The organism is Klebsiella quasipneumoniae subsp. quasipneumoniae (assembly GCF_020525925.1).
GTDB lineage: Bacteria > Pseudomonadota > Gammaproteobacteria > Enterobacterales > Enterobacteriaceae > Klebsiella > Klebsiella quasipneumoniae.
Window position 1 is genome coordinate 2,461,520 of sequence record NZ_CP084876.1, and the last position, 16,510, is coordinate 2,478,029.

Below are 16,510 nucleotides of genomic sequence, written 5' to 3' on the forward strand. Positions count from 1 at the left end.
GAGCGCGTTGGGCGGCGTCGCGCCGTCCTGCGCCCGTCGCCCCTCGTCTCCTCGCTTGAATTTATCGGTTATGAAACTAACATTCTGGTAACCTGTGCGCGGCCCCGGGGGTGAACGGCGGGGTTCAAACGGGAAAAAGAATGGACATTAAGCAACTCAAGTATTTGATCGCGCTCGATCAGACGCGCCATTTTGGCCAGGCGGCGGCAGCCTGCCATATTACCCAGCCGACCCTCTCCATGCGCATTCGTAATCTGGAAGAGGAGCTGAACCTGACCCTTATCCAGCGCGGCCAGCGCTTCGAGGGTTTTACCCCGGAGGGGGAGCGGATCCTGGCCTGGGCGCGGGCGGTGCTGGCCGCCCATGACGGTCTGGCGGCGGAGGCGGCCATTTGTCGCGGACAGATGGTCGGTCAGCTGCGGGTTGGCATGGTGCCGCTGGCGAGCCTCAATCCGATGCAGCTGATTAAACCTCTCGCGGAGAAATACCCGGCGCTGCAGTTCAGCCTGCTGTCAATGACCTCGGAGCAGATTATCGATGGCGTCAGCCGCAACCAGCTGGACCTGGGGATCTGTTACCTGCAGCATCTGGATGAACGTCTGTTTAAGATCGCCCGGCTGCCGCAAACCCGTATGGGACTGTTGCACGATAAACGCCATTTCGACTTCAGCGACGGGACGCCGGGGTGGGATACGCTGGCGACGCTGCCCCTTGGCTTTCTGACCAAGGGAATGTACTACCGGGAATCCATTGAAATCAGCTTTAAGGCCAAAGGGCTAACGCCGAAGTCTGTCTTTGAAAGCGATTCGACGTTTCAGATAATCCAGGCGGTGCAGGCGGGGATCTGCTGCGCCATCATGCCGCTCAACAACGGCCTGGAGGCCCTCAGCGACAATCTTGATATCCTGCCCATCGTCGAAAGCCAGGTCGATTCGCAGCTGGCGCTGATTATGCGCCAGCAGGAGCCGGTCTCTACCCTGGCGGAAAAATGCTTCGCCGAGGCGCAGGGGATTTTTGGCTGAGGCCAGCCTCAGATATTCTCCAGTCGAATGCCCCGGGTTCTCGGGCCGAAGATCCCCACCGACAGCATCACCATCAGCATACTGACGACGATAAAGCTAATCACCCCCGGCGTGCCGGCATATTGCAGAATAATGCCGATCAGGATGCTGGTCACCGCGGTCGAGAGCCGGCTGAACGAGTAGCAGAAGCCGACGGCGCGGGCGCGAATATGGGTCGGGAAGACCTCGGCCTGGTAGGCGTGGTAGCTGATGGTCAGCCAGGCGTTGGACCAGGTGATCATAAACCCGCAGATCACCAGCAGAACCGGACTGTTCTGCAGGGCAAACAGGGTGCCGAAGATGACGGTCATCAGCGCGGAGAGGACGATCTGCCACTTGTTCTCAAAGCGATGCACGAAGCGGGTGCAGAACAGGCAGCCCAGCGGATAGGCGAGGGTGATAAAGAAGGCGTACAGCAGACTGTGGGTAATGCTGGCGCCCTGACCGGAGAGCAATGCCGGCAGCCAGTTGCCAAAGCCGAAGAAACCGATCGCCTGGAAGAAATTCATCACCATCAGCATCAGGGTGCGCTGCCGATACTGCGGCGCCCAGATTTCGCGGAAGGTGCCGCGTTTGACGACGCTCTCCGCCGCCTGCGCATGCTTCGGCGACGGCGTCAGGCCGCAGCGGGCTTCCATCGCGCACATCACCGCATGCGCCTCATCATGCCGCCCTTTGGTTTCCAGCCAGCGGGCTGACTCCGGCAGTTTTTTGCGGATAAACCAGATCGCCAGCGAGAACAGCGCGCCGAAGATGATCACCCAGCGCCAGCCGCTGAGGCCGAAGAGGGTGGTTGGCACCAATATCCAGGACATCAGCGCCACCGCCGGAACCGACAGAAACTGGATAAAGAAGGCAAAGGCGAAGGCTTTATTGCGCAGGTGGGTAGGGACCCATTCGCTGAGGTAAGTATCAATGGTCACCAGCTCAATGCCGAGGCCGATCCCTACCAGAAAGCGGAAGAAGATCACCCCTTCCGCGCTGCTCTGGGTCGCCATCAGCAGCGAGAAAAAGCCGTACCAGGCGAGCGCCACCATAAAGGTCAGCCGGCGTCCCAGCTTGTCCGCCAGCGGCGCCAGCAGGCTCGCGCCGATAAACAGCCCCATAAAGGTGGCGGAGGCAAAGGCCGCCTGATCGGCGATGCCAAAGATCCCCGCCGCGCCGGTGTGGAAAATACCCTCCGCCAGCAGGCCCGCGCTGATGTACCCGGTCTGGAACAAGTCGTAGAGCTCGAAGAAGCCGCCGAGAGAGAGCAGGGTGATAAACGACCATAACCCGAAGGAGGCGGGCAGCGCGTCAATGCGTCCGGTTAAGCTGGCGTGCGGTTGTCCTGGCGAAGCATAGGGCGTTTCGCCGAGAACCTGGGTGGTAGACATGGTGTTGTGTTCCTCAGGAAGAATGGTTTGCCTGCTAATGTTAAGTGATTGTTAATAGTTTTAAATTTTTAATCTTCAGCGTTAACGGCAATCTTTAGCGCAAGATCGCGCCGTACAGGAGGAAACTTGAGATTCATGCTGCTTTTCGCCGCACGCCAGGGGAAGAATTGAAGTAAATCACCGTGGACGGCAATGCTCCCCGCCTGGCGTTATCGCGCTGCCCAGGGTCCGGGCCAGACAGAGTAAACGAATCCTCACCGGCGGCGTTTTCCCGCTTTACCCGCTATTACGCCGGGCTATAATGTGCCCACTTTCATACAGGAGTCATGCGTTGGACAGTCATCCTTATTGTTTTTCTCCGGCAAGCTAACGCGACTGTTTTCGCTGCTTGCCGAACCGGCGGGCAGCAATCTTTGATTATCGGATTGCCTCCCTTGATGTAGTGATTCGCGACCGTACGCGAGAGGCACCGTTATGTTTCTGTTTCCCACTAGCTTATTTCCTCCACCATCACCCGCCCGCTAATTGCCCGGCGCGGCTGAGCGCGACATCAATAATTTTTGGCTTTCTGTTATCTGGAGGAAGGCGCGATGGTATTTCCTTATATGACACATTTACTGGCGGCGATGCTGCTGGGAGCGCTGATCGGCGCGGAAAGACAGTGGCGGCAACGTATGGCCGGCTTGCGGACCAATGCGCTGGTGGCCACCGGCGCGGCGGTGTTTATTCTTAGCGCGATGTCGGCGTCGCCGGACAGCCCCGGGCGCATTGCGGCGCAGATCGTCTCCGGTATCGGCTTCCTTGGGGCGGGAGTGATCATGCGCGATGGCATGAACGTTCGCGGCCTCAATACCGCCGCCACCCTGTGGTGCTCGGCCGGTATCGGTGTCCTCTGCGGCCTGGGACAGTTCTGGAACGCGACGGCGGCGACGCTGATTATTCTGTGCGCTAATATCCTGCTCCGCGAAGCGGCGCAGCGCATTCATGCCTTGCCGGGCGCTGGAGACGAAGAGAAACGCTATATCTTGCGCGTCACCTGTTTACGCGAGCATGAAAAGGCCGTGCGTCAGCTGCTGCTGAATATTGCTCAGCAGCAGAGGTTCACCCTGCAGGGGCTGCAGTCGGCGGCGGCAGATACGGCGGATCAGCTGGAGATTTGCGCGGAGCTGATTAGCCATAAGCAGCATCACAAAACGCTGGCGCAGATTATGGCGCAGGTGGCCGGCCAGCAGAACGTCACCTCGGTACACTGGCGCGTCGGAGAAGCGTAGAGACAGGCGGCGGGGCAGCAGACATGGCCGCTCGCCGCGCGATTCGCCAACCCGCGGGAAAGCGGCTAGAATGGCCTCCTGCCGGAGGTTATAAGAATGTTAAATAATGGATGTGTGTCGTCGGAATCTGCCCAGACTATGACGACGGCTGATTTTCGCTTTACCCGCGTGATGGCCGAGCAGGCGGCGCGTGCCCGTCTGACGCTGGACGACGATCAGCTGTCGCTCATCGCCCGCCTCGACGCCCTGGGTCAGCAGCTATTGTCCGCGCCCGGCACGCCGCAGGGACTGTACGTTTGGGGACGCACCGGGCGAGGGAAAAGCTTTATTCTCGACCACTTTTTTGCCAGCCTGCCGCTCGCCGCCAGGCGTCGGGTCCATTTTCATCACTTCTTCCGCGAACTGCATCAGCGGCTGAATGCCCCCGGCGCGCCCGGCCTGCAGGCGGTGATGATGCAGATGACCTCCGGCTGCCGCCTGCTGTGCTTTGACGAATTTCATCTTCACGACCCCGGCGACGCCATGCTGATAAAGGCGCTGCTGGAACACCTTTTTCAACGGGGCATCGTGCTGCTGGCAACCTCTAACTACCCGCCGGAGATGCTGCTGCCTAATCCGCTGTATCACGATCGCTTTTTACCGTCGATCGCGCTGATCCGCGCCCACCTGGCGGTCGTCGCGCTTAACGGCGAGGAAGATTATCGCGAACGGCACCTGAGCCAGGATAACGCCTTCTGCAGCGGGCGGCTATGGGTTAACCCGAGCGAACAACAGCGTCAGCTGTACGATCTGCCCTCGCTGCCTGCCGAACCGGTTCCGCTGGCGGTAGGCTATCGCACGCTGCAGGCGGCCGCGGCGTCACCCGACTTGCTCCATTTCTCTTTTGCCCAGCTCTGCCAGGCCGCCACGGCGGTGATGGACTATCTGTCGCTCAGCGAACGTTATGCCGTCTGGTTGCTGGACGAGGTGCCGCCGCTGGCCACGGTAGGGCCGGCGGCCCAGCAGCGCTTTATCAACGTGATTGATGTGCTGTATGAAAAGCAGATCCGCCTGCTGCTGGTGACCCGCTGCGACCTGGAGACGCTGGTGGCCGGGGTGGAACTGGAGGATATTCAGCGAACGCGGAGCCGCCTGCAACAGCTGCCGCGGGCGGTATAAAAAAACGCCCCGGCGGGTGCCGGGGCGAGGGGATCACAGGTCGAAACGGTCGAGGTTCATGACCTTGGTCCAGGCGGCGACAAAGTCATGCACCAGCTTCTGCTGCCCGTCGGCGCAGGCGTAGACTTCCGCCAGCGCGCGCAGGACCGAGTTGGAGCCAAACACCAGATCCACGCGGGTGGCGCTATACTTCGCTTCGCCGGTTTTACGGTCGCTGCCGGTAAACAGCTCCGCCCGATCATCGGCCGCTTTCCAGACGGTGGCCATATCCAGCAGGTTGACGAAGAAGTCATTGCTGAGCACGCCGACGCGGTCGGTAAACACCCCGTGTTTGCTGCCGTCGTAGTTGGCGCCCAGCACGCGCAGTCCACCCACCAGAACCGTCATCTCCGGAGCGGTTAAGGTCAGCTGCTGCGCTTTATCGATCAGCAGCGTTTCCGTCGACACACCGCCCTCGATGCGACGGTAGTTGCGGAAGCCATCCGCCAGCGGCTGCAGCAGGTCAAACGACTCGACGTCGGTCTGCTCAGGCAGGGCGTCGACGCGGCCTGGAGTAAACGGCACGTTGACGCTGACGCCGGCCGCCGCCGCAGCCTGCTCCACGCCGACCACGCCAGCCAGCACGATAATATCGGCCAGCGACGCTTTGCCGGAGGCGCGCTGGATCGCCTGCAGGGTCGGCAGCACCCGACTGGCGATAGCATTGACCGGCCAGTCTTTCTGCGGGGCCAGCGCCAGACGCGCGCCGTTGGCGCCGCCGCGCTTATCACCGCCGCGGAAGGTGGAGGCGGAGGCCCAGGCGACCGACACCAGCTCACTCACCGACAGGCCGGCGCCGGCGATGGCGGTTTTCAGGCTGGCGATGTCGTCCGCGCTCGGCTGATGGGTCGCCGCCGGCAGCGGATCCTGCCAAATGAGATCTTCTTTCGGCACTTCCGGCCCGAGGTAACGGGATTTCGGCCCCATATCGCGGTGGGTCAGCTTGAACCACGCCCGGGCGAACGCCTCGTTAAAGGCCTGCGGATCGTTGAGGAAGCGACGGGAGATCTTCTCAAACTCCGGGTCGAAGCGCAGGGTCAGGTCGGTGACCAGCATGGTCGGTTTGCGCTTTTTACCCGGGTTAAACGGATCCGGGATAATTTCCGGCGCGTCTTTGGCTTCGAACTGGATAGCGCCCGCCGGGCTGCGGGTTTGCACCCATTCGTATTTGAACAGGTTCTCGAAAAAGTAGTTGCTCCACTGGGTGGGCGTCTGCGTCCAGACCACTTCCAGACCGGAGGTGATGGCATCCGCGCCTGCGCCGCTGCCGTAGCTGGAGTGCCAGCCCAGACCCTGAGCTTCCAGCGGGGCGGCTTCCGGCTCGGCGCCGACGTGGCTGGTCTCGGCTGCGCCGTGGGTTTTACCCAGGGTGTGGCCGCCGGCGATCAGCGCGACAATCTCTTCATCGTCCATCGCCATATTGCCGAAGGTGGCGCGAATGGCCGCCGCGGCGGACAGCGGCTCGCCGCTGGCGTTAGGGCCTTCCGGGTTAACGTAGATCAGCCCCATTTCGGTGGCGCCGATGGCCTGTTTCGCCAGGCTTTCCGGGTGACGGTGGGCCAGCCACTCTTTCTCATCGCCCCAGTCGACGTCCAGATCCGGTTCCCAGACATCTTCACGGCCGGCGCCGAAGCCAAAGGTGCGGAAGCCGGCGTTTTCCAGCGCCACGTTACCCGCCAGCATGTAAAGATCGGCCCAGGAGATTTTCTGGCCATATTTCTGTTTCACCGGCCACAGCAGACGGCGGGCTTTATCGAGGCTGACGTTATCAGGCCAGGAGTTCAGCGGCGCAAAGCGCTGCTGTCCACGACCCGCGCCGCCGCGACCGTCAACGGTGCGGTAGGTGCCGGCGCCGTGCCAGGCCATACGAATAAACAGACCGATATAGCTGCCCCAGTCTGCCGGCCACCACTCTTGCGAATCGGTCAGCAGCGCTCTGAGGTCAGCCTTCAGCGCGGAGTAATCGAGCTTTTTAAACTCTTCCCTGTAGTTAAAATCCTCACCCAACGGGTTGGAACGACTGGAGTGCTGGTTCAGCAGATCGACACGCAGCTGGTTAGGCCACCAGTCGCGGTTGCCGGTGCCGCTGCCGGCGCTCTGCTTGGGCGTCTCGGCGTGGAAAGGGCACTTTCCGGCGGATGCGTTGTTGGATGGGTCGTTAGACGTGCTCATATCAGGCTCCGTTTGCTTTTGTGAATGCCGTTACGATATACACTGCTACCAATAAGCGATATTTGAATGAGTCTACGGATTTAATAGCTAATTCCGTTCAACGAAGGGCGAAACACCCTCTTATATGCCCTGGCGGTCCAGGGGTAAAAAATAAACCTCATCATTAACCATAGTCGTAACGAGACGGCAAAGGAAACGATCTGTATCAAACGGGCAGAAGGAATGCTAATTGTTTGAGATATGACAATTTTACTATGAGAAAAGGATGAGGGTTTTCCGCTGCGCGAGCGTAACGAATGCCCGACGCAGGGGTTGTTGGCAAACGCAGAATAAGCTAATACTTAGACACCATGTGACTGGCGCTAAAGACAGAATACTGTTGGGGAGCATGGTCAACGTCGCCGCGCGCCTGGGCATTACCGCTATCTGGAGATAAGTTATGCCTGAATTAGCTTCTTTAATGGCCTTTGCCGCGGTGGCGCTGGGGTTAGTGTTAACCCCTGGCCCCAATATGATGTATCTCACTTCGCGTTCGATTTGCCAGGGAAAACGCGCTGGCTTTATCTCCCTTGCCGGGGTAGCCGTGGGTTTTTTCTTCTATATGTTGTGTGCCGCTTTCGGCATTACCGCGTTGGTTTTCGCGGTCCCTTACGCCTACGATGCATTGCGTTTGTGCGGGGTCGCTTATTTGCTCTATCTGGCGTGGCAGGCGATTAAACCGGGAGGGCGGCCGATATTCGCGGTGCGCGACTTACCCGCCGACAGTGGGCGTAAGCTGTTTCTGATGGGATTTATCACCAGCCTGGCGAACCCCAAAGTTGCCATCCTGTATTTGTCCCTGCTGCCGCAATTTATCACCCCCGGACTCGGCAGCGTGCTCAGCCAGTCGTTAATATTAGGCTGTACCCAGGTATTAATCAGCGTGGCGGTGAACGGCCTGATTATCTTGCTGGCCGGGCAGGTGGCGCTTTTTCTTGGTCGGCGACCGGGCTGGCAACAATTTCAACGCTGGCTGATGGCGACGGTACTGGCCGGGATGGCGGTTAAGATCGCTTTTGAGGCCAGAAAATAACCGGGTTTACCGGGGAAAGTTTAGCCAGCGAGACCTGTCGCTGGCCAACCTCGCGCCCTGATGCCTTTCTTCCACAGAGAAAGGCTCTCCACGCTCTAACATGCTGAAACATTTCTGCCAGATCATTAGCAACCTTTCAGTAGGGCTAACGCCGCGATAAGGCTATGCTTCCCGGCCGTTACGCCGTTGGTTTTTCCCGTGATCCAGGTGATGTACCGCTAATGCCCCTTTTGAGAGATGAAATTCGCGACCACTCCGCGGAAGAGATGCTGTTTATCCGCCGGGCCGCAATCGCCTTTCTGCTGGTGGTGGTCTGCTTTGGCGTGCTGATTTTCAACCTCTACCATCTGCAGGTGGAGCAGCACGATTTCTACCAGACCCGCTCCAACCAAAACGATATCAAAATGCTGCCCATCGCCCCCAGCCGCGGGCTGATATTCGATCGCAACGGCATTCCGCTGGTGCAGAATATTACCCTGTATCGCCTGCAGGTGATCCCGAGCAAAATTCCCGATATGGCCGCGCTGCTGCAAAGCCTGACGCCGATTGTCGACCTGACGCCGGACGACATCGCCAGTTTCCGTGACGATATGCACCACAGCAGCCGCTATAAAGCGGTTACCCTCAAGTCCGACCTCAGCGACGTAGAGGTGGCCCGCTTCGCGGTCAACGAATTCCGTTTCCCCGGGGTGACGGTGGAGAGCTACCAGCAGCGTGAATACCCCTACGGCGCAGAGCTGGCGCACGTGGTGGGCTATGTGTCGAAAATCAACGACAGCGACCTGCAGCGGCTGGCGAAAGACGGTGAAGAGGAGAACTATGCTGCCGACCACAATATCGGCAAGCAGGGGATCGAAGGCTATTACGAAAAAGCGCTCCACGGCACCACCGGCTACCAGGAGGTGGAGGTGGATAACCACGGCCGGGTGGTACGTCTGCTGAAAGAGGTACCGCCGGTAGCCGGGAAAAACCTTTACCTGACCCTTGACCTGCACCTGCAGCAGTATATCGAGTCGGTGCTGAAGGGGCAGCGCGCGGCGGTGGTGGTGGTCGATCCCCGGGATGGCGGGGTACTGGCGATGGTCTCCAGCCCCAGCTACGATCCTAACCCGTTCGTCAAAGGCATCGGCTATCAGGCCTATAAATCGCTGCTGGATAACCCCGACCGACCGTTAATCAACCGTGTCACCCAGGGGCTGTATCCCCCGGCCTCGACGGTGAAGCCCTATATGGCGCTCTCGGCGCTCTCCGCGGGCGTGATCACGCCGAATACCACCTTCTTCGGGGCGCCGACGTGGACGCTGCCGGGCACGCAACGCCGCTATCGCGACTGGCTGAAAACCGGCCACGGGATGCTCAACGTCACCAAAGCCATTGAAGAGTCCGCAGACACCTTTTTCTACCAGGTTGCCTTCGAGATGGGTATCGACCGGATCCATGAGTGGCTGAGCAAGTTCGGCTACGGCCAGTCTACCGGCATCGATCTCAATGAGGAGTATGCCGGGGTACTGCCGAGTCGGGCGTGGAAGCAGCGGGTGCATAAAAAGCCCTGGTATCAGGGGGATACCATCTCCGTCGGCATCGGCCAGGGATACTGGATCGCCACTCCCATCCAGATGGTGAAAGCGCTCACCACGCTGCTGAACAACGGCAAGGTGCAGGATCCGCATCTGCTCTATTCGATGAAGCAGGGCAATCATGTGGAACGTTATCAGCAGCCGGCGAACCTGCCGCAGGTCGGCGATCCGAAATCCCCGTACTGGGGCATTGTGCGCAACGGCATGTATGGGATGGCGAATCTGCCCAACGGCACCGGCTATAAACTGTTCCATACCGCGCCGTATCAGATTGCGGCAAAGTCCGGGACCTCGCAGGTGTTCAGTCTGAAGCAAAACCAGACCTATAACGCCAAAATGATCCCGGTGCGTCTGCGCGACCACATTTTCTATACCCTCTTTGCCCCTTATCAGCATCCGAAGGTGGCGATGGCGCTGATCCTGGAGAACGGCGGCGGGGACGGGGTGGTGGCCGGACCGACGGCGCGCGCCATCCTGGACCATATTTTTGTCCCGCAGCAGGCGCCGGCGGCGGCCGCCGACGTGCCGCAGCGGGAGAGCGCGGACGCCCAGTAAGCGGCAGGACTTATTCCGCAGGCGCATCGTTCATAGAAATTGGTTATTTGTCCCCTTATCTTCCCGGCGGCATAGTATTTTTAAGGAACATGACGAGTGAGGAGGAAGGGTGACACATAAGCGATTATTGCTGGTTCAGACCGGGACGCCCCCGGCAGCCATCCGCGAGGAGCATGGCGATCTGCCGCGCTGGTTCCGCACGCTGCTGGCGCCGTGGCAGGCGCAGCTCACCGCGGTACGGGTGTTTGAGGACGAGCCGCTGCCGGCGCCGGATCGCCAGACGGTGGCGGTGCTGACCGGCTCCTGGGCGATGGTTTCCGACCGCCTGGCGTGGAGCGAACGGACCGCCGACTGGATCCGTCAGGCGGTGGCTATCGGCATGCCGCTGTTCGGCGTTTGCTATGGCCATCAGCTGATGGCTCATGCCCTGGGTGGCGAGGTGGCGTATCATCCAGCCGGACGGGAAAGCGGCAGCCAAACCGTTTCGCTATCGCCGTGGGGTGTCGACGACCCGCTGCTCCGGGACCTGCCGGCCGCCTTTCCCGCGCATCTGAGCCATATGCAAACCATTACCCGTCTGCCGGAGGGGGCCACGGTGCTGGCCGCGTCCGCACACGACCGCCACCAGATCGTGCGCTACGGGCCGCACGCGGTCTCCACGCAGTTTCACCCGGAGTTCACCGCACCGATTGCCCGCGCGCTGATCCGCTACCGGGAGGCGGTGCTGCAGGCAGAGGGCATCGACCCGCAGCGGTTATACGATGAGGTTCAGGAGAGCCCGCAGGCCGCGGCAATCCTCACGCGCTTCGTCAGCGCCTTTCTGCCCCCTGATGCACCCGGCCATTAATCCCCTGCAGTGAACAGCACCCGCCAGCGGCGACGCCGGCGGGACATCTCGTGGGCCAGGTCGACGACCGCTTCGACGCGCAGCGCGTCAGCCGCCTGCGCCGTCAGCTCCGGTAAAGCATACTTCTGACGCATGGCGGCCAGCGCCTGCGCCTCGGGCGGCGTCCGGGCGCGGACCTGTGCGGCCAGGCGCTGCTGTAGCGGCCTGAAGGCCGCCTCATCCAGCGGCGGCAGCTGGCGCAGAAAGGTTTTGCAACAGCGCAGCAGTTCCACGGCGCGGCGGTCCGGGGACTGGAGCGCCATCAGCAGCCCGTCGCGATCGGCGACGCGCTGATAGCGGCAGCTCACCACATAGCCAATCTGCTGCTCTACCCGCAGGCGCTGGAAGAAGAGCGGTTCGCAGCGCTGCGCCAGCACCCGAAGAGCCGCCAGCGAGGCGCCATCCGGCAGCGGAATAAAGACCAGCAGCGCCGTATCGCCCCCGGGGAAAGCCAGCCGTTCGACGCGGCGGCGGCAGGGGCCGGGGAGGCTGCCCGGCGGGTTGACCGGGACGGTAAGCAGGCTCAGCTGGCGCGCGACCCACCGCGCATCCTCCGCGCTGCCGCCGGCCAGGGCCACCAGCCAACCAGCCTGATGCTCTGATGTGGCCAACCGTTCGGGGAGCTGGGCCATGAGATGACGGATAGCAATACTCTCCGGCGGCGGGGTCAGCGGGTCGGCCGGGAGCGCGAGCTGCCGCACGATGGCCTGCAGAATAGCCTCCGGCCGCCGGCCGGCAGCTGGCAACTGCAGGAGCAGCTGCCAGCTGCCGTCGACGCGATGCCACTCGCCGTGGCCCCCGGCGTGGCGCAACGCGGCGAGCAGCGGGCGCAGCTGTTCCCCGCGCGCCAGCCCCTCGGCCTGAGTGGGCGAGCAGGAGAAGGGCGGTCGGAGCAGGAGCCTCGGCGGCTCTCCCGGTGACGGGAGGTGGAGCAGCGGCGCGGCTTTCGCCGGGCTTTCGGCCACGAGGCCGCCAGCGGCTTGCGGATAAAAAGCGAATTTCAGCGCCGGGGCAGTGACCGGGCGGCGGCGCCAGCGGCTGAGCGGCAGGCTAAAGCCCTGGGTGGCAACAGGCTCCCCTGGGGAAAGGGTCTGGCAGGCCAGGCTGACCGTAGGGGCGGCCTGCAGGGCGGCGCAAAAATCGGCGAACCCGGCGGGCGGCGCGCCGGGGGCAAAGCCGAATGCCCGCTGGCGCAGCTGATCGAGGGGCGACAGCGCCTGAAAACGGCGCCGGGAGAGCTGATAGTAGTGTTGCTGCTGGTCTGGCGTCGTCCGCTGTAGCGCCTGCAGCCAGTGGGTTATCTGCCGGTCGACCTGTTCCGGCTGGTCGCTGGCGAAGACCAGCGCCAGCCAGCCGAGGTGCCGATCCTGATACAGCCAGTTCAGCGCTACCTCTTGCGCCTGACCACGCTGGCGCAGCCCGGCCATCAGGCTGCCGGGGGCTTCATCGAGCAAAAACTCGCGCAGTAAGGTGACGTTGTCACTTAAGGCGATCAGCGGACAGCGCCACAGGGCGGGCTGGGCGTCGACCGCCAGCTGCAGTTCAGTGGTCTCGTCCAGGCGCAGCGGCGGCGCCGGCGGCGGAGCCTCGCCTGCGGCAAGCCCGGCGGCGAAACGGACCGCCAGCTCGCCGAGCGCCTCCAGCGACTGCGGCCCCTGCAGCCAGAGCTGCATCCGCCGGGCGACGTAATGGGTGTGGTGAAAATCGCGTAAGGCCGCCTGCAGTGCAGGGAGATCGCCCGCCAGCGCGTCGGCGCTGCCTACCTGAAAGCGGCGAAACGCCGCGGGCGCGCTGGCGGCGTGACGCACGGCGGCTTCCCGGCGCGACGGCTCATGCTGCTGGATAAGGCGGTACTCGGCGTCAATCACCGCCACTTCGCGCTGAATATCTTCCCTGAGCAGCCGCGGCGCCTGCAGCATCTCCTGTAGACGCGCGACACCGTCAGCCAGACCATCGGCGGCGACCTCGAAAAAGAACGCGCTATGGCGGGCCAGGGTGGTGGCATTCACGCTTCCGCCCTGGCGCTGCACCCAGCCCATCAGCCGGTCATCATCCCGGTAGCGCTCACCGCCGTAAAACAACAGGTGTTCCAGCAGGTGCGCCAGCCCGGGAAAGCGCGAGGGTTCGTGGTGGCTGCCGGCGGCGACCCGCGCCAGGGCCGCCGCGCGTTCGGCCTGCGGCTGATGGACCAGGGTGGCCTGCAGGCCGCCCGGCAGCGTGACGGTGAGGGTCGCCAGCGTCATTACAGGTCCCGGGTTTTGTAGATCAGCTGCGAGCTGGCCCGGTTGCGGAACTGCAGCTGGCTGACTTTTATCTCGCTGCAGGCCGCTTCGCGCCGGGCGTCGAGGATTTTGTGATGATGCGGGGATTTGCTGCACACCGGGTCGGCGTTATCGGCGCTGCCGGTCAGCATAAAGGCCTGGCAGCGGCAGCCGCCGAAGTCTTTCTCTTTTTCATCACAGGAGCGGCACGGCTCCGGCATCCAGTCATACCCGCGGTAACGATTGAAGCCGAACGAGTCATACCAGATCGACTCCAGACTCTGCTCCAGCACCGACGGAAACGCCACCGGCAGCTGGCGCGCGCTGTGGCACGGCAGGGCGGTGCCTTCCGGGGTGACGCTGAGGAAAATCGATCCCCAGCCGCCCATGCAGCCTTTCGGCCGCTCTTCGTAATAGTCCGGGGTGACAAACAGCAGGTTGGTGAGGTTGCCGCTGGCGGCCATTTTCCGCCGGTAGTCGGCGACCACCTGTTCGGCGCGGGCGATCTGCTCCCGGGTCGGCAGCAGCCCCTCGCGATTGAGGAACGCCCAACCGTAAAACTGGCAGGTGGCCAGCTCAACGTCATCCGCTTCCAGCTCAATGCACAGCGCGATAATTTTATCCAGCTGATCGATGTTGTGCCGGTGCAGAACGAAGTTGAGCACCATCGGATAGTCGCGCGCTTTCACCGCTCTGGCCATCGCCAGCTTCTGCTGGAAGGCTTTTTTGTTGCCGGCCAGCGCGGCGTTGAGCACTTCATCGCTGGCCTGGAAGCTAATCTGGATATGGTCCAGCCCGGCCTCGCTGAAGGCGTCGAGTTTGCTCTCCGTCAGCCCTATCCCGGAGGTGATCAGGTTGGTATAAAACCCTAGGTCGCGCGCGGCGCGGATCAGCTCCGGCAGATCTTTACGGGTCAGCGGCTCGCCGCCGGAAAAGCCCAGCTGTACGCTGCCCATCGCCCGCGCCTGGCGAAAGACCTCGATCCATTGTTCGGTCGTCAGCTCTTTTTCCTGTTGGGCGAAGTCCAGCGGATTCGAACAGTAGGGGCACTGCAACGGGCAGCGATAGGTTAGCTCCGCCAGCAGCCACAGCGGCGGATTGACGGCGGGTTTACGCTGGCTCACGGCAGGTGATCCACTTCTGTTGACAGGCTATCTGCAGGAACTCGATGACGTCGTCATCAACGCCCCCGGCTTCCGGGAAGCGGTCGTTGAGCATGGCGATAATCGCCGCGACGTCGCGCCGGCCATCCACCAGCTCGAGGATCGCCGCGGCGGTCTCATTGAGTTTGGCCATTCCCTCCGGATAGAGGATCACATGGCTCTCCTGGGCGGCTTCCCACTGCAGGCGGTAGCCGCGACGAAAGGCAACGATGGAGGTTTTTTGCATGGTTACACCAGTCGGGTCGAGTGCCAGGCCGCCTTGTCGGTGACCGTATGATAGGGCGGGCGCTGCAGGGCATAGGCCATGGTCATGGCGTCGAGCATCGACCATAAAATGTCGAGCTTAAACTGCAGGATCTCCAGCATCCGGTTCTGTTTTTCAGCGCTGTCGCAGTAGGCCTTCGCCAGCGCCAGGCCATGCTCCACGTCGCGGTTGGCCTGGCTCAGACGGCTGCGGAAGTAAAAATAGCCTTCCTCTTTGATCCACGGATAGTGCTGCGGCCAGCTGTCGAGGCGCGACTGATGGATCTGCGGGGCGAACAGCTCGGTCAGGGAGCTGCAGGCCGCCTCCTGCCAGCAGGCGCGACGGGCGAAGTTAAGATAGGCATCCACCGCGAAGCGCACGCCGGGCAGCACGTAGCGCTCGCTGAGCAGATCGTCGCGGCTCAGACCGACCGCTTCCCCCAGCCGCAGCCAGGCTTCAATACCGCCGTCCTCGCCGTGGCTGCCATCGTGGTCGAGGATCCGCTGCACCCATTTGCGCCGGGTCTGCGCGTCCGGGCAGTTGGCCATGATCGCCGCGTCTTTCAGCGGGATAGTGGTCTGGTAATAAAACCGGTTCGCCACCCAGCCCTGAATTTGCTCGCGGGTCGCGTCGCCGTTATGCATGGCGATGTGGTAAGGGTGGTGAATATGGTAGAAGGCGCCTTTAGCCCGCAGGGCCGCTTCAAAGGCCTGCGGCGACAGCGTGTCGGTGATCAGCATGCGGTTTCCTGAAGGGTGATAGCCATCCCGTCCCAGCTCACTTCAATCCCCTGCTGCGTCAGCGCCTGACGCTGGGGAGAGCGCTCATTAAGGATCGGGTTGGTGTTATTGATATGAATAAGAATTTTGCGTTTTGCCGGCAGGGAGGCCAGCAGGGCCATCATCCCGTGCTCATCGCCGAGCGCCAGGTGGCCCATATCGCGGCCGGTATTGCGCCCGACGCCAGCGGCCTGCAGTTCGTCATCCTGCCAGACGGTGCCATCGATCAGCAGACAGTCCGCTTTTTGCAGCCAGGGCAGAATGGTCTCATCCGGCTCACCGAGCCCCGGAGCGTAGAACAGCGTCTGCCCGTTGCGGCGGTTTTCGATAAACAGCGCCACGTTATGGCCCGGCAGCGGCCGGTCGCGATACGGCGAATAGGGCGGCGCGTTGCTGGCGATAGGCACCGCGGTAAACCGCAAATCAGGACAGGCGTCAACGGTAAAAGGCTGCTGCGGCGCGATGGGGTGATGCACCAGGCCGCCGTTCCAGTGGCGCAGCATGGTAAACACCGGGAAGCCGGTGGAGAGATCCTCATGGACCTCCGGGGTGCACCACACCTGGTGCGGGCAGCCTTCGCGCAGGCTGAGTAACCCGGTAGTGTGGTCGATCTGGCTGTCGGTGAGAATAATGCCGCCGATATGCGTTCCGCGCAGCACGCCGGCTTTATTTAACTCGGGCGTGTGGGCAATCTGCTGGCTGATATCCGGCGAGGCGTTGCACAGCACCCACTCTTGACCGTTATCGCTGACGATGATCGACGACTGGGTGCGGGCACTGGCCTGGATCGTGCCGTCGCGCAGACCCTGACAGTTGGCGCAGTTGCAGTTCCATTGCGGGAAACCGCCGCCGGCGGCGGAACCGAGGACTTTAATGAACATGAAGACGGACCGGGT

13 protein-coding genes and 1 riboswitch are annotated in these 16,510 nt (G+C 62.1%); of the genes, 6 read left to right on the forward strand and 7 right to left on the reverse strand.

Annotated features, from left to right (window positions below):
- The first annotated feature begins 140 nt into the window (after positions 1-140).
- The gene (locus LGM20_RS11985) at positions 141-1,022 is read left to right on the forward strand and encodes a LysR family transcriptional regulator (protein ID WP_044523426.1); all 882 of its coding nucleotides are present in this window, start codon (positions 141-143) and stop codon (positions 1,020-1,022) included.
- 8 nt (positions 1,023-1,030) lie between these two features.
- Here the strand turns inward: LGM20_RS11985 and LGM20_RS11990 are convergent, their stop codons facing one another.
- Complete coding sequence (locus LGM20_RS11990; RefSeq protein ID WP_044523425.1) at positions 1,031-2,437, reverse strand: MFS transporter; 1,407 nt, start codon at positions 2,435-2,437, stop codon at positions 1,031-1,033.
- Between the two features lie 590 nt (positions 2,438-3,027).
- On the opposite strand from LGM20_RS11990, the gene LGM20_RS11995 reads away from it, so the two are divergent.
- Both LGM20_RS11995 and zapE read left to right on the forward strand, forming a co-directional pair.
- Positions 3,028-3,708 carry an MgtC family protein gene (locus LGM20_RS11995; RefSeq protein ID WP_032452970.1) on the forward strand — a complete coding sequence of 227 codons (681 nt, stop codon included), beginning with the start codon at positions 3,028-3,030 and terminating at the stop codon, positions 3,706-3,708.
- A 96-nt stretch (positions 3,709-3,804) separates the two neighbouring features.
- Positions 3,805-4,866: a cell division protein ZapE gene (zapE, locus tag LGM20_RS12000; RefSeq protein ID WP_044523423.1), complete on the forward strand. Its 1,062-nt coding sequence runs from the start codon at positions 3,805-3,807 to the stop codon at positions 4,864-4,866.
- 33 nt (positions 4,867-4,899) lie between these two features.
- Here zapE and katG read toward each other — a convergent pair whose 3' ends face one another.
- The gene (katG, locus tag LGM20_RS12005; RefSeq protein ID WP_044523422.1) at positions 4,900-7,077 is read right to left on the reverse strand and encodes a catalase/peroxidase HPI; all 2,178 of its coding nucleotides are present in this window, start codon (positions 7,075-7,077) and stop codon (positions 4,900-4,902) included.
- 342 nt (positions 7,078-7,419) lie between these two features.
- Positions 7,420-7,499, forward strand: a riboswitch (ZMP/ZTP riboswitch).
- Between the two features lie 17 nt (positions 7,500-7,516).
- Between katG and LGM20_RS12010 the strand changes: the two genes are divergently transcribed.
- The 3 genes from LGM20_RS12010 (at position 7,517) to LGM20_RS12020 (ending at position 11,128) form a co-directional block, all read left to right on the forward strand.
- Positions 7,517-8,149, forward strand: coding sequence for a LysE family translocator (locus LGM20_RS12010; RefSeq protein ID WP_023289802.1), 633 nt, complete (start codon positions 7,517-7,519; stop codon positions 8,147-8,149).
- Positions 8,150-8,370: 221 nt separating this feature from the next.
- Complete coding sequence (gene mrdA, locus LGM20_RS12015; protein WP_032452966.1) at positions 8,371-10,281, forward strand: penicillin-binding protein 2; 1,911 nt, start codon at positions 8,371-8,373, stop codon at positions 10,279-10,281.
- 109 nt (positions 10,282-10,390) lie between these two features.
- Positions 10,391-11,128 carry a glutamine amidotransferase gene (locus LGM20_RS12020; protein ID WP_044523420.1) on the forward strand — a complete coding sequence of 246 codons (738 nt, stop codon included), beginning with the start codon at positions 10,391-10,393 and terminating at the stop codon, positions 11,126-11,128.
- Here LGM20_RS12020 and pqqF read toward each other — a convergent pair.
- The 5 genes from pqqF to pqqB are packed head-to-tail and all read right to left on the reverse strand — an operon-like array spanning position 11,125 to position 16,495.
- Positions 11,125-13,410: a pyrroloquinoline quinone biosynthesis protein PqqF gene (gene pqqF / locus LGM20_RS12025; RefSeq protein ID WP_044523418.1), complete on the reverse strand. Its 2,286-nt coding sequence runs from the start codon at positions 13,408-13,410 to the stop codon at positions 11,125-11,127. The genes LGM20_RS12020 and pqqF overlap by 4 nt on opposite strands.
- Positions 13,410-14,552 (reverse strand): pyrroloquinoline quinone biosynthesis protein PqqE, encoded by a 1,143-nt coding sequence (gene pqqE / locus LGM20_RS12030; RefSeq protein WP_044523417.1) that lies wholly within the window; start codon positions 14,550-14,552, stop codon positions 13,410-13,412. Before pqqE ends, pqqF begins: the two co-directional genes overlap by 1 nt.
- On the reverse strand, positions 14,539-14,817 hold the full coding sequence (gene pqqD / locus LGM20_RS12035; protein ID WP_044523416.1) for a pyrroloquinoline quinone biosynthesis peptide chaperone PqqD: 279 nt from the start codon (positions 14,815-14,817) through the stop codon (positions 14,539-14,541). The genes pqqE and pqqD overlap by 14 nt, the downstream gene beginning before the upstream one ends.
- A gap of 2 nt (positions 14,818-14,819) precedes the next feature.
- Positions 14,820-15,575: a pyrroloquinoline-quinone synthase PqqC gene (gene pqqC, locus LGM20_RS12040; protein ID WP_044523414.1), complete on the reverse strand. Its 756-nt coding sequence runs from the start codon at positions 15,573-15,575 to the stop codon at positions 14,820-14,822.
- Complete coding sequence (gene pqqB, locus LGM20_RS12045; protein ID WP_044523413.1) at positions 15,569-16,495, reverse strand: pyrroloquinoline quinone biosynthesis protein PqqB; 927 nt, start codon at positions 16,493-16,495, stop codon at positions 15,569-15,571. The genes pqqC and pqqB overlap by 7 nt, the downstream gene beginning before the upstream one ends.
- Positions 16,496-16,510: the final 15 nt, after the last annotated feature.

Excerpts from the sequence above, each read along its gene's own strand:
- LGM20_RS11985 (WP_044523426.1), top strand. The coding sequence starts at position 141 with ATGGACATTAAGCAACTCAAGTATTTGATCGCGCTCGATCAGACGCGC.
- LGM20_RS11990 (WP_044523425.1), bottom strand. The coding sequence starts at position 2,437 with ATGTCTACCACCCAGGTTCTCGGCGAAACGCCCTATGCTTCGCCAGGA.
- LGM20_RS11995 (WP_032452970.1), top strand. The coding sequence starts at position 3,028 with ATGGTATTTCCTTATATGACACATTTACTGGCGGCGATGCTGCTGGGA.
- zapE (WP_044523423.1), top strand. The coding sequence starts at position 3,805 with ATGTTAAATAATGGATGTGTGTCGTCGGAATCTGCCCAGACTATGACG.
- katG (WP_044523422.1), bottom strand. The coding sequence starts at position 7,077 with ATGAGCACGTCTAACGACCCATCCAACAACGCATCCGCCGGAAAGTGC.
- LGM20_RS12010 (WP_023289802.1), top strand. The coding sequence starts at position 7,517 with ATGCCTGAATTAGCTTCTTTAATGGCCTTTGCCGCGGTGGCGCTGGGG.
- mrdA (WP_032452966.1), top strand. The coding sequence starts at position 8,371 with ATGCCCCTTTTGAGAGATGAAATTCGCGACCACTCCGCGGAAGAGATG.
- pqqF (WP_044523418.1), bottom strand. The coding sequence starts at position 13,410 with ATGACGCTGGCGACCCTCACCGTCACGCTGCCGGGCGGCCTGCAGGCC.
- pqqD (WP_044523416.1), bottom strand. The coding sequence starts at position 14,817 with ATGCAAAAAACCTCCATCGTTGCCTTTCGTCGCGGCTACCGCCTGCAG.
- pqqC (WP_044523414.1), bottom strand. The coding sequence starts at position 15,575 with ATGCTGATCACCGACACGCTGTCGCCGCAGGCCTTTGAAGCGGCCCTG.
- pqqB (WP_044523413.1), bottom strand. The coding sequence starts at position 16,495 with ATGTTCATTAAAGTCCTCGGTTCCGCCGCCGGCGGCGGTTTCCCGCAA.